This window comes from Bacillus sp. EB106-02-03-XG38 (assembly GCF_058792175.1).
The window spans coordinates 694026-707014 of the sequence record NZ_JBYTED010000001.1; the positions used below are offsets into that span (position 1 = coordinate 694026).

8 protein-coding genes and 3 pseudogenes are annotated in these 12989 nt (G+C 31.7%); 10 read left to right on the forward strand and 1 reads right to left on the reverse strand.

Going from position 1 to position 12989, the window contains the following annotated elements; all coding sequences use genetic code 11:
* Window positions 1–13: 13 nt before the first annotated feature.
* The 4 genes from AC3WTI_RS03455 to AC3WTI_RS03470 all read left to right on the forward strand — a co-directional run bounded on the left by AC3WTI_RS03455 (window position 14) and on the right by AC3WTI_RS03470 (window position 4664).
* On the forward strand, window positions 14–700 hold the full coding sequence (locus AC3WTI_RS03455; protein ID WP_087956558.1) for a response regulator transcription factor: 687 nt from the start codon (window positions 14–16) through the stop codon (window positions 698–700).
* Window positions 697–1773: a HAMP domain-containing sensor histidine kinase gene (locus tag AC3WTI_RS03460; protein ID WP_097841032.1), complete on the forward strand. Its 1077-nt coding sequence runs from the start codon at window positions 697–699 to the stop codon at window positions 1771–1773. The genes AC3WTI_RS03455 and AC3WTI_RS03460 overlap by 4 nt, the downstream gene beginning before the upstream one ends.
* A gap of 283 nt (window positions 1774–2056) precedes the next feature.
* Complete coding sequence (locus AC3WTI_RS03465) at window positions 2057–2818, forward strand: ABC transporter ATP-binding protein (protein ID WP_097841033.1); 762 nt, start codon at window positions 2057–2059, stop codon at window positions 2816–2818.
* A 16-nt stretch (window positions 2819–2834) separates the two neighbouring features.
* On the forward strand, window positions 2835–4664 hold the full coding sequence (locus tag AC3WTI_RS03470) for an FtsX-like permease family protein (RefSeq protein ID WP_097841034.1): 1830 nt from the start codon (window positions 2835–2837) through the stop codon (window positions 4662–4664).
* A gap of 372 nt (window positions 4665–5036) precedes the next feature.
* Here the strand turns inward: AC3WTI_RS03470 and AC3WTI_RS03475 are convergent.
* Window positions 5037–6353, reverse strand: a pseudogene (locus tag AC3WTI_RS03475) (IS4 family transposase).
* A 430-nt stretch (window positions 6354–6783) separates the two neighbouring features.
* On the opposite strand from AC3WTI_RS03475, the pseudogene AC3WTI_RS03480 reads away from it, so the two are divergent.
* The 6 genes and pseudogenes from AC3WTI_RS03480 to AC3WTI_RS03505 form a co-directional block, all read left to right on the forward strand.
* Window positions 6784–7552, forward strand: a pseudogene (locus tag AC3WTI_RS03480) (ABC transporter ATP-binding protein).
* A complete protein-coding gene (locus AC3WTI_RS03485) occupies window positions 7542–9524 on the forward strand; it encodes an FtsX-like permease family protein (RefSeq protein WP_087956563.1) in 1983 nt (660 codons plus the stop codon). Before AC3WTI_RS03480 ends, AC3WTI_RS03485 begins: the two are co-directional and overlap by 11 nt.
* Before the next feature lie 81 nt (window positions 9525–9605).
* Window positions 9606–10277 carry a response regulator transcription factor gene (locus tag AC3WTI_RS03490; RefSeq protein WP_087956564.1) on the forward strand — a complete coding sequence of 224 codons (672 nt, stop codon included), beginning with the start codon at window positions 9606–9608 and terminating at the stop codon, window positions 10275–10277.
* A complete protein-coding gene (locus AC3WTI_RS03495; RefSeq protein WP_087956565.1) occupies window positions 10274–11296 on the forward strand; it encodes a sensor histidine kinase in 1023 nt (340 codons plus the stop codon). Before AC3WTI_RS03490 ends, AC3WTI_RS03495 begins: the two co-directional genes overlap by 4 nt.
* Before the next feature lie 347 nt (window positions 11297–11643).
* Window positions 11644–11949 (forward strand): M20/M25/M40 family metallo-hydrolase, encoded by a 306-nt coding sequence (locus AC3WTI_RS03500; RefSeq protein ID WP_492304302.1) that lies wholly within the window; start codon window positions 11644–11646, stop codon window positions 11947–11949.
* Between the two features lie 39 nt (window positions 11950–11988).
* A pseudogene (locus AC3WTI_RS03505) lies at window positions 11989–12599 on the forward strand (sensor histidine kinase); the annotation flags it as partial.
* Window positions 12600–12989 lie beyond the last annotated feature (390 nt).

Below are 12989 nucleotides of genomic sequence, written 5' to 3' on the forward strand. Positions count from 1 at the left end.
GTGGAGGAATCATATGGAGTTAAAAATTCTTATTGTTGATGATGATAAAGAGATTAGAAATCTTATCTCTGTTTATTTGGAAAATGAAGGTCTGAAAACTCAAAAAGCTGAAGATGCTATGGAAGCTTTACAATTGTTAGAAGAAAAGGAATTTGATCTTATTATTTTAGATATTATGATGCCGAATATGGATGGTATTGAAGCTTGCATGAAGATTAGGGAGAATCGCAATATGCCTATCATTATGCTATCTGCAAAATCTGAGGATATAGACAAAATTCAAGGTCTAGCCTCTGGTGCAGACGATTATTTATCAAAACCGTTTAACCCATTAGAATTAATTGCTAGGGTAAAATCGCAATTAAGAAGGTTTAAAAAATACAATACATCAATAGAACATAATAAAAGCATTCTAGAAATTGGTGACTTAACCGTGAATACAGATACTCGTCAAGTATGGGTAAGGGGAAAGGAAACAAGGCTAACTCCAAAAGAGTTTGCTATTCTCGAACTACTTGCCCGCAACAAAGGGATTGTCCTGAGTGTAGCAAAAATATATGAAGCAGTTTGGGAAGAGGTTTTTTATAAATCAGACAATACTGTCATGGTGCATATTACAAAAATAAGAGACAAAATTGAAGAAGATTCTAAACATCCCATTTATATTAAAACTGTGTGGGGAATTGGATATAAAATATGAAGAATGTTAGTTTTAGAAATAAGATCATTATAAAACTTCTTGGTGCTGTTGCAGTTAGTTTTTTTATTTCATTTGGTTTAACAATCCTCATTTTGGTATACGTCATAGATCCATTATTTGTAAAACACGAAGAATTTGGTATCTTTGAAGGCAATTTGGCACTGTTTTTCTTATTCGCGTTCGCAATCTTTAACTTTATCATACTTTTTTTGATATTGGTTCGAAAGAAAATAGTATATTTGAAGCTCATTTCGGATAATGTAAATGCTATTGCCAATGGAAAACTGGGTTTGACAATTGGGATTAAGGGGAAGGACGAATTGACCCAACTTGCTCAAAATATCAACTATATGTCTAAGGAATTGGAAAATACATTTGAACAAGAAAGACGATTAGAACGTACAAAAAATGAACTTATAACAAACGTATCTCATGATTTACGCACACCGTTAACATCTATTATTGGCTATATAGATTTATTAAAACGAGGGCAATACAACAATAACACACAATTACAGGAATACCTTGAAACCACGTATTCAAAGTCACAGAGACTGAGATATTTAATTGATGAGCTGTTTGAATATACTCGTTTATCAGGCATAGATGCTAAGTTAAATCTTAATGAAGTCGATTTATCAGGTTTGTTGGAGCAAATAGTTGGAGAATACATTCCTATATTTGAAAAGGAAAGTTTAATCGTTCAAAAATCAATCACGGAAGAAACAATACCTATCTTCATAGATGTAGAAAAAATGGTACGTGTTTATGAAAATCTATTTATGAATGCGATAAAGTACAGCATGAAACCATCGGCATTATTCGTATGTCTTGAACGAATAGGTAATAAAGCAATTTTGAAAGTATCTAATAAAATCGAGAAACCACCTGTTAGCGATCCTAATAAATTGTTTGAAAGATTTTTCAGGGGTGATAAGGCAAGAAAAAGTGATCAAGGAAATGGACTGGGACTTGCTATCTCAAAAAGAATTGTTGAACTTCATCATGGTAATATATATGTAGAATATAAAGATGGCTGGATGTCCTTTATTGTTGAACATCCAATCAAATAGATTGGCTTATGGAATTACAGGTTCCATAAGCTTTTTTTATTAAACTTAAGAATTCTTAAGGATTTTACAGGGTGTTTCCTAATTTTCATAGTTTATCATGTATGTATTCAAAGCAATGAGGTGAGTGGAGAAATTAAAAATAAAATTTTCTTTACAGCTTTCAATTGAATACATCGTGATAGCCTTATGGAAAAGGTAGATGCAACATGACTATTTTGTTAGTAGCAAGTATGAATAGCGACTTATTTTAAAGAAATGAAAAAACAAACGTAGGAGGATATATATGACAAAACCAGTTGTAGATGTGAAAAACGTCCAAAAAGTGTACGGTAAAAAAGGTGAGAACCAATCACATGCGTTAAAAGGTGTTTCATTCTCAATTCAAGAGGGTGAGTTTGTCGGAATTATGGGACCATCTGGTTCTGGCAAAACGACATTATTAAATGTAATTTCAACGTTAGATAAAACAACGGGCGGCATTGTTGAAATTGCAGGAACAGATATTACGAAAATGAAACAAGGTGAGCTTTCTGATTTCCGTTCACAAAAGTTAGGATTCATTTTTCAAGACTTTAACTTATTGGAGAACTTAACTATTTACGAAAACATCGCTCTTTCACTTTCACTTCAAGGTGTTTCATCACGTAATATTGGACCGAAAGTAGAAAAAGTAGCTGATATGTTAGGGATTTCAGCGATACTTCAAAAGTATCCATCTGAAGTATCTGGTGGACAGAAACAACGTTCAGCAGCAGCGCGTGCGTTAGTTCATGAACCAGCAATTATTTTAGGTGACGAGCCAACAGGAGCGCTTGATTCTAAAAATGCAACAAGTTTACTGGATGCGATGACAAACTTAAATAAAGAACAAGGTGTATCTATCATGATGGTTACGCATGATCCGTACAGTGCAAGTTACTGTCAGCGTATATTGTTCATTCAAGATGGTGAGCTATATAAAGAAATTCACTGTGGTGGTTCACGTGAAAAGTTCTATAAAGAAATTTTAGACGTGCTTGCAGACTTAGGCACACAAAAAGCGTAAGAAAGGAAGTTCAATCATGTTATTTAAGCTTTCCATGTCAGGCCTAAAAAGTAAGTTGCGAGATTATATTGTTTTACTTGTTGGTCTTATTGTCTCTATTTCGACTTTTTATATGTTTCAAACGCTAGCATCCAATAAAACGTTCCTTGAATCTAACTCTTCTATTAGGGATATTGTGTCTGTATTTAAAATTGGTTCCTTTTTGTTAGCGGTTATCACATTTTTCTATATTTTATATGCAAACTCTTTCTTATCAGCTCTTCGCCAAAAAGAATTTGGTATGTATATGATGTTAGGAGCAAAAAAGCATAAAGTTACCTTACTTATGTTTATCGAAACAATCATATTAGGTGCCACATCTCTTTTGATTGGAATTACAATTGGTGTAGGACTTGCAGAAGGTATCAGTCAGTTATTAATGAAACAACTCGAGTTTACTGGTGAAGGTTATAAAGCATTTTATCTGCCATCTATCACTATTACTTGCGTCTTCTTCTTTGCACTATTTATAGTATCAGCAATTATGAATAGTATTAAATTATCGCGTATTTCTGTATTGCAACTTGTACATGCAGATGCACAAACAGAACGTGTCGCCGTAAAAGGAAAAGTGACCGTTGTAGTTGCATTCCTTGGTATTCTTTTATTAGGTATTGGTTATGCATCACTGATTTATATTTCTCATGCAAATTCGCTAATTGGTTTGGGATTAATGGCCGTTGGATTAATCACAGCAACCTTGGGTACTTACCTTATATTTGGATCACTTCTCCCAGTTATGATTAACAAGCTAAAGAGTAATAAAAAACATAGTGAAAAAGGCCTAAATGCTTTTACTTTTGCACAATTAAATTTCCGCATTAATGGTCTAACAAATGTGCTTGCAACAGTAGCAATCTTAGTGGCTCTTGGTGCTGGTGGAATTGCTTGTGGTATGGCATTTAAAAACAACATCCTAAAAATGACAGATCAAATGAGAATTTACGATTCAGTCATTCATAATCCAACAGCGGAAGAAAAGAAAATTTTGGGTGGTATCTTATTTCAAGAAAAACTTGAATATCATTACAAAGTTGATGATAGGTATGTTTATTATCTTAAAGAAGATGTAGAAAAAAATCGCCCTTTCTTGCAAGGTATGAAAATAGAGAAAGTTTCAGAGGAAATACCCATTGGTGCATTTTCAATAAAACGGGTTCAAAGAGAGACGAACACAAAACAATGGATCCAGGCTTTCAGAACGATCCAGCCAGATTATATGTATCCTGATTATGAAATGAAAATTGTAGATCAAAACATATATGATGGTATGAAGGGTAAAGAAAGTACTGTGTTTATGGGGAAAACAGATGATTTTGGATCATACATAAAAGAATGGAAAAAACTTGATGAATTACAGATAGCAAAATATAAAAATGTGAAAGCGGAAGAATTGGATAGTAAGTATCAAGCGTATATTGTGAGTCATAATTTTGCCAGCGGACTAATGTTTATGGGTTTTTTCGTTGGAGTTGCATTTTTAGCAATGATGGCAAGCTGCTTAATGTTTAAAATTCTATCCGGTGCATCCAAAGATAGTACACGTTATCAAATGCTTCGTAAAATCGGTGTTCGCAGGGAGTTATTAATACAATCGATTTATAAAGAGTTACTCTTCGTATTTTTAGTCCCAGCAATTGTGGGTATTGTTCACGTATTAGTTGGTATGAACATGTTCAGCGTTCTTTTGGCTGATCCGTACTTTCGTATTTGGCTACCAATTATTATTTTCGTAGTGATTTACTCGATTTACTACTTGATTACAGTTCAATTGTATAAAGGGATTGTACTTCCGAAAGAAAATTAATGTAATGATATTATTTATACGGAATATCAACATAATCTGCCCCCATTTATTGAACATTCTAAATGGGTTTGGAAATAATAAATGGACTAGCACTATGATCCATAAACAATTGGTTCTAGTGTAAAAACTCTAAAATTATGTCATTTACCTTAAGAACAGACTATTTAAATAGTCTGTTCTTTTGCGTTCGTAAAGACATGTGTAAGTAGGTTTATGCATGGATCTTCACTAGGAGGGGGCATTATACATGCACAACCTTAGCTCATACAACGTCAATTATAGTAGAGAGTGTTTCTTTTTTCTAAAGGTTATGTGTAAGGAATTTAAAGATTTGCATACGAAATAAACCCTAACGGGTTTCATTTTTTTGAATTAAGCTGCTTGATTATCAGACATGGTACAATTGTAAACGACACCTAATATATCAAAGACTGTTTTCTTCTCATATCGATGAGATTTTCTCCCGTTTTGCTGTAGGAGGTTGAACAGGCGAATTAGAATCTTTGATAGCTCTTGGGTGTTTTTCTATATAGCTCGGAAGAGAAGAAGAAAGTAATCTTTAATCATATATATGGCCTTATATTCACTCAGTTCTCGTTTCTGTTTCATAAGAAGTAATTGCCGCATTTGAAACATGGTGGAAGAACAAAGTAGAATGGCAATCAGTTTTCCATGTTTTAAATAAACTCTCGATTTGCCAACGTAAAGAATACCAATCATGTACCTGCCCCATCGGGACAATATCTGTAGAGGTATTTGTCATATATACATTGATCCCGCTAAGTCGTTTACTACGAGCAGAATACTTCATTCCTTTCTTTTATTCTCTTACAGTTTGATCTTGTAATCGTTTTTGTTGTTGTTCTTTTGTTAGTCGATGAATAATCACACGAGTTGGGACTTTATCCGTCATTCCTACATAAGCGTTGGATATTTCATATGTTTGTCCTGGTTGAAGAGAGTTCATTAAACCTCTATATCTATCTGGATATACTCTGTACCTTTCTTGATTCTGCCATCTTGAAAATAATCAGGATTAGGATTTTTTTGATAAATACGTGTATTCGATTTAATACGTGAGATATAATAAGCCTTTTTATTTTGTATATGTTGAAGATCTTTCAAATGAAAATAACCTAAATCTCGGATACATAAATCATTTGCTGTTACAGTTGGGGCACACAGGGAACCGTAGGTTCGATCATGTTGTTTACCTGGACCTGTATGAATATGAAGGAACTGTCCACTTAATAAATCATACTCAAGCTGGATCTTTACTCCAGCTGTATGGCTGCATCCTCCTGCACCTGGATAAACAAACGAAAAAAGATCTGGAAGTTGAAATGCAGTTGAATCTAAAATACGAATACGCTTGGAAACAGAAGTATATTGAGAAGAAATCGGTATAGATGAGGTCAATTTTTTGTTTAGTAGTTCGGATAGTGTGTGTTGTAAAAATTGGACGGCTGCTTTATTAAATCGTTGATTCAGTCCCTCGGGACTGATGAGCACTTCTGTCGATGCTTCTAAACAGCTAGATAACTGAGTTAAAGACGCCGTAGCGACATTTTGATTCATCCATACACATAAAGCGACTAAATCTTTTGCTTGGTACTTACTGGTCCGTTGAACAAAACCAACATCTCTAGCAAAATTTCGTAAGATATTTGGGGATAAGAAGCTTTGAATTTCTTAAGTAAATAGTTGTAATTCATCAGATACAGAAATAGACATACGAAAACGTCATCCTTTCCTATGATTCTACAGAAAGCATAGCGTATTTTTTCATTTTAACGTGTATTTTGTTTTGTTAGCTGGATAGTGATGTGGTGCCCTCCCAACCAGTTTGTTTATTTCCACTAATTACATAAGTTTTATCGTTTTTGCACCAGAACCAATAGCCCTACATTTATCTGCCTCTTTGGTAAGGAAGCGAATAATCCTTACTTATACCATCGCGATTTCTGATAACTTATATGTAGAGGTATCACTCAATATAACAAAAATGTAATGTTAATGAAATGTAATTCCATCGATACTATAAATGAAATTATATAAAATTAGTTACATAAATGAATGAGAGTTAAAGAATTTTTATAATGAAAAAGGAGAAGTATTAATGCGAAATATATTAAGTGTAGAAAAAATTGAAAAATATTATGGTAATAAAGATAATGTAACAAAGGCTATAGATAATATTAGTTTTAAGGTAGATGAGGGAGAATTTGTTGGGATAATGGGGCCTTCAGGAAGTGGCAAAACTACATTACTTAACTGTATATCAACTATTGATAATGTTACTACGGGAAAAATAATGATAAATAATAGTGACATTACTCGGTTAAAATCAAAGTCACTAGATAAGTTTAGACAAAATGAATTAGGGTTTGTATTTCAGGACTTTAATTTATTAGATACCCTTACTGCTTATGAAAATATTGCCCTAGCGTTAACTATAAAAGGTGAGGAAAGTTCAAAAATTGATGGCAAAATACAAGCTGTTGCAAAATATTTAGACATTGAACAAGTATTAAGCAAATACCCTTATCAAATATCAGGCGGACAAAAACAAAGGGTTGCTTCGGCAAGAGCTATCGTAACAGATCCATCTTTAGTACTTGCAGATGAACCAACAGGATCGCTAGATTCTAAATCAGCTAGATTATTACTCGAAAGATTTGAAAGTCTTAATAGGGATTTAAAAGCTACAATACTTATGGTTACTCATGATGCATTTACAGCAAGCTATGCTCGTAGAATTCTTTTTATTAAAGATGGAAAAAATATTTATTGAGTTGGTAAGAGGGAATGATTCTAGAAAAGAATTCTTTACTAAAATTATCGAAGTTATAACCCTTCTTGGAGGTGACGATAATAATGTACTCTAAGATTGCTATTGGGAATGTAAAGAAAAGTTTTAAAGATTATGCAATATATTTCTTAACACTAACACTGGCTGTTTGTATATTTTATAGCTTTAACTCAATAGAATCACAAAAGGCACTTATGGAAATTAACGCTTCAGATAGAAAGTATGTGCCTACAGTAATGAACGCTATCTCAAATGTGTCAGTATTTGTATCCGTAATATTAGGTGGTTTAATATTGTATGCAAATAATTTCTTAATTAAAAAACGTAAAAAAGAATTAGGAATATACATGACTTTAGGTATGGGAAGAAGAAACATATCCAGAATATTAGTAACAGAGACATTTCTAGTTGGCGTTATATCTTTAATGAGTGGACTTATAATAGGTATTGGAGTATCGCAGGGGTTATCTACATTTGCATTAAAGCTATTTGACTTGCCTGTCAATAAATATAAATTTGCAATTTCAACAGGTGCTATAGGTAAAAGCGTATTATACTTTGGAATCATGTTTTTACTTGTTATGTTATTTAATGTATACGTTGTTTCTAAATACAAAATAATTGATTTGTTAACAGCAGGTAGAAAAAACGAAGATGTAAAATTTAGAAATCCTCTTATCTATGTAATCACATTTATTATGTGTGTAGCATCACTTGGATATGCATATGTGACTGTACTAAAAATCGGATTGAATTTTACTAATCCTATGCTCGTGGTATCAATCATTCTTGGCATATTAGGTACATTGCTGTTTTTCTTTAGTTTATCTGGATTTATATTATATGTTGTAAAGAAGAATAAAAAAGTCTATTTTAAAGGTTTAAATATATTTATCATCAAACAAATAAATAGTAAGGTTAATACAAATTTTATATCCATGTCTGTAATCTGTTTAATGTTATTCCTTACAATGGTGGCTTTATCTACAGGAATCAGCTTTAATAGAATGATGGACGCCACAACGAAAGAAATAACACCATTTGATGCCAGTATTACGTTGGAGAATAAGGATGAAAGTTACACTATAGAAGAAGTATTAAATAAAGCTAATTTTAAAATAAGTAATAACGAAAAATATGTATCTTATAATGTATATCGAACAGGGATGGAAGTGGTGGACTTTGTACCAGAAGGTAAAGATTATAATAACGATATAGATTTCATTAAAGTATCTGATTATAATAAAATTTTAAATCTTAAAGGTGAAAAGGAAATCACTTTAAATAACAATGAAATTTTACTTTTATCAAATGAAAGCCGGTTGGCTAATTCGACAAATGAAAGATTAAAAAATAGCAATAAGGTGAATATTAAAGAAAAAGAATATTTGGTAAAAAACGCTAAAGTTATACAAGAGAATCTCTTCACTTATGATGTGCGAAATAATTACTTCACAATCGTTATAAATGATGAGTTTTTATCAGGCTACAAAATTACTGAATCCGTACTTAATGTAAATTATTTAGATGGAAATAGAGAAGAATATAATAAAAAATATGATAACGTTGCACGGGGCTTTTATGACGAAAATGGCCCGAAATTAAATATTAATCGTATAGCAGGCAAATCAAAGGATGAAGTTTGTGCAGGAAGTAAGGGATTGAAAACTATCGTACTGTTTATTGGGATATATATAGGTATTGTATTTTTAATAACGAGTATGGCTGTATTAGCTCTTCAACAATTATCAGAAGCCAGTGATAGCATAGAACGATATAAATCTCTGAAGAGAATTGGTTCAAACGGGACAATGATCGACAAAACGATTTTCATTCAAACTTTCGTATACTTTAGTCTTCCAGTTTTTCTTTCCATAATTCATTCTATAGTTGGAATTTATGTAGTCAATTATTATATTAACACATTTCAACAAACAGACATTATTTTACCAGCATTGATGACGGGTTTAGTATTTCTTGTAGTGTATGTAGTATATTTCTACACGACATATGTCGGGTATAAAAATATTGTAAAAAGTAATACTTGATTTTATAATGCTCATTAGGGCTATTACACCTTGTTTCTCAAGATGTAATAGCCTTATATTCTGTATAGGGAGGGAAAAGTCATGAAAAAAATTATTCTGATTGAAGATGATGAAATCATCAGAGAAGAATTACAACATTTTTTTATAAAGTATGGATATGAAGTAAAGGCTCCCACAGATTTTAATCATATTATCAAATATATAGAAAGTGAGAATGCAGACCTTATATTACTAGACATAAATCTTCCTGTGTTCGATGGCTATTATATATGCAGAGAAATACGTAAAACTTCAGATGTTCCAATCTTCATGGTTACAAGCAGAGATAGTGATGTAGATGAACTAATAAGTATGAATTTAGGAGCAGACGATTTTATAACAAAGCCTTATAATACAGAAATACTATTAGCAAGAGTAACAAACATTTTAAGAAGAACATCTGGAGATTTCAAGACGAATCATATCTTAATTTATAGAGATTTTAATTTGAATCTTTCAAATGCAACAGTTACTTATCAAGACAAGTCTGTAGAGTTAACTAAAAATGAAGTTAAAATACTATCATGCCTAATAAATAATCGCGGAAATATTGTAAAAAGAGATTCGCTCATAGAAACTTTATGGAAATCTGATTATTTTGTGGATGATAGCACCTTAACTGTTAATATAAATAGATTAAGAAAAAAGCTTGAAGAGATAGGTATAGAAAATCCAATTGCAACAAGAAGAAGCTTAGGGTATATAATGCCATGAATATAGGTGAATTTTTTAAAGATAAAATGGTAGTAATACTATCTAATGTACTGGTATTTATTATACTATCAGGTATATTGCTGACTGCGAATGTTCAGTTCATTATAATATTCTTTGTCTTTTGTATTTGGTTTTTTCCATTGATTTCATATATGGTTATAGAATTTATAAAATGTAAGAATTATTATAATGAGATTAATGGCATATTAGAAAACTTGGAGAGAAAATACCTACTACCAGAGATAGTAAAGGAAGCAAACTTTATACATGGGGAAAAGCTTAACGATATACTGAAAGAAGTAAGTAGAGATATGCATGAAAATGTAAAATATTATAGAGACATGCAATTAGATTATAGGGAATATATAGAAACATGGGTGCATGAAATTAAGACGCCGATAGCTTCCACAAAGCTAATAATTGAAAATAATCAAAATGAAGTAACTAATAAAATAGACTCACAATTGGATCGAATCGAAGGGTTTGTAGAACAGGTGCTGTATTATTCTCGAAGCAATAATGTCGATAAGGACTATATTATAAAACCAATCAACCTTGATGATGTAGTAAGAACTGTAATTAAAAGAAATTATAGAGATTTTATTCATAAGAGAATAAAATTAGATATACAGGATATTGATGAGATTGTATATAGTGATGGAAAATGGGTTGAATTTATTATTAATCAAATAATAGGAAATTCTATAAAGTACTCAAATAACAAAGAACAAATGATACGTATATACACAATTAAGAAAACTAACGCAGTAATACTAACTATAGAAGATAATGGAGTAGGGATAATAACTAAAGATATAAATAGAGTTTTTGAAAAAGGATTTACTGGAGAGAATGGAAGGAGATTTAGCAAAAGTACAGGAATGGGTTTGTATCTATGCGAAAAACTGTGCTCAAAATTAGGAATGAAAATTGGCATTGAATCTGAAGTGAATAAAGGAACTAGAGTTACATTAATATTTCCATTGTCAGGTATGGTAACTTTTGATCCTTGTTTATAAAGAGATGCTGCCATCTTTCCACGAATTTCGTATGAAACTTATAAACAAATTTAAAACGGTATGAAAAGAGTAGAAATTCACTTCATACCGTTTTTATTATTTGGCCATTTAACATATTGGTATATGTAATTGTGAATCGGATGGATGTTAATCTGGATTAATCATTACTATTTTTGATGTCCATTAATACTTAAAGTAAGATTTGGTTCGGTTGCTACATAGGCCTCGTAAGCGAGAAATTGTCCACTATATAAAACAGTAAAACAAATATCCGATTCCTTAGCGTACAAGGAATCGGATATTTTGTATCTAAATTGTGTCAAAATGTACAATTTTCTTTTTTTAGTATGGCGACCCCATGCCCATCAAGTCAACTAAGTAATTTACTAGGTAAAGCTGCACCAGTACCAATGGATAGAGATATAACTGACATTATTGAAAAGCATTGTTTGCAAAATAATATTGTGTATAAAATGATGCATAGTGGTGCAGGGCATGATGCTCAGATTATAGCCCCTTATATACCGACAGCGATGGTTTTTGTCCCAAGTCATAAAGGTATTAGTCACTCTCCGTTTGAGTATACGAACCCTAAAGATTTAGCTGAAGGAGTAAATGTATTAATTCATACATTATATGAATTACCATATTAACACGGTTTAAATAAACAGTGTTTTAATGTTGTTTATTTATTATTAAAATTAACTATTTCTATTTTAAAAGATGGTGTTGCAGATCATAAGAGAGAGTATTACTTTAGGGTTATGGAAAAAGAAGTAGATAAGATGGATATGATAATTGTAGATATGCTTGAGTTAGCAAAATTTGAGTCTGGTACGTATAAAATGCAGATGGATGTTTTTTATATTGACATTGCCATTCAGCATATATGTGAACAGTTATATTTGGAGATAATAAAAAACAATTATATGTTCATACACATCTTTCTACGATTGAAGTCATTGCTAGTCATCGTCTTATGGAACAAGTAATCACAAACTTTATCACGAATGCTATTCGTTACACACCAAATAAAGAAGACATTATTGTTTCTACAATAGATGAACCAAGCCGAATAAAAGTTTGTGTCGAAAATAAAGGTGCCCATATCGAAGAAGATCAATTAGATAAAATTTGGGATCGCTTTTATCAGGTTGATACAGCGCGACAACGGTCGCAAGGTGGAACAGGACTTGGACTTGCCATTTCAAAACACATCTTAGAACTTCATGGAGCAGAGTATGGAGTATATAATACAGTTGATGGTGTGTTGTTTTATTTTTATTTACAAAAAAAGGTGTAGAACTTTTGTTCAACACCTTTTTTCATTTATTTTAATCAAATCTCAACATTTCCTTTAATGTACATAAAAATAGAGGGGGAAATTGGTAAACGGTAAAGAAATTTAATGAATTGTAAGTATAATCTATACGGAAATTTTTTACTGTATAGCACGGTGCATGTGAAAAATACCTCTATGCTATCTCTCAAAAAAATCATGCTTGTTGACTGGATAGACTGTATTTTCAGAAATATTTCAAGCGTGTAAGATAAATGAAAGATAATTCAATATGAAAAAACCTACCTTACTACTACAATGAAAAACAGAATCATTCGCAAAAATTCTGAGGTACGATATTAAGTTGTTTTCGTGCTTAATACATTTGACCAAGTATTCCAGTTTAAATAAGAA

Bases quoted from the DNA above. Each gene is read 5' to 3' on its own strand.
- AC3WTI_RS03455 (WP_087956558.1), top strand. From the start codon at position 14: ATGGAGTTAAAAATTCTTATTGTTGATGATGATAAAGAGATTAGAAAT.
- AC3WTI_RS03460 (WP_097841032.1), top strand. From the start codon at position 697: ATGAAGAATGTTAGTTTTAGAAATAAGATCATTATAAAACTTCTTGGT.
- AC3WTI_RS03465 (WP_097841033.1), top strand. From the start codon at position 2,057: ATGACAAAACCAGTTGTAGATGTGAAAAACGTCCAAAAAGTGTACGGT.
- AC3WTI_RS03470 (WP_097841034.1), top strand. From the start codon at position 2,835: ATGTTATTTAAGCTTTCCATGTCAGGCCTAAAAAGTAAGTTGCGAGAT.
- AC3WTI_RS03485 (WP_087956563.1), top strand. From the start codon at position 7,542: ATGTACTCTAAGATTGCTATTGGGAATGTAAAGAAAAGTTTTAAAGAT.
- AC3WTI_RS03490 (WP_087956564.1), top strand. From the start codon at position 9,606: ATGAAAAAAATTATTCTGATTGAAGATGATGAAATCATCAGAGAAGAA.
- AC3WTI_RS03495 (WP_087956565.1), top strand. From the start codon at position 10,274: ATGAATATAGGTGAATTTTTTAAAGATAAAATGGTAGTAATACTATCT.
- AC3WTI_RS03500 (WP_492304302.1), top strand. From the start codon at position 11,644: ATGGCGACCCCATGCCCATCAAGTCAACTAAGTAATTTACTAGGTAAA.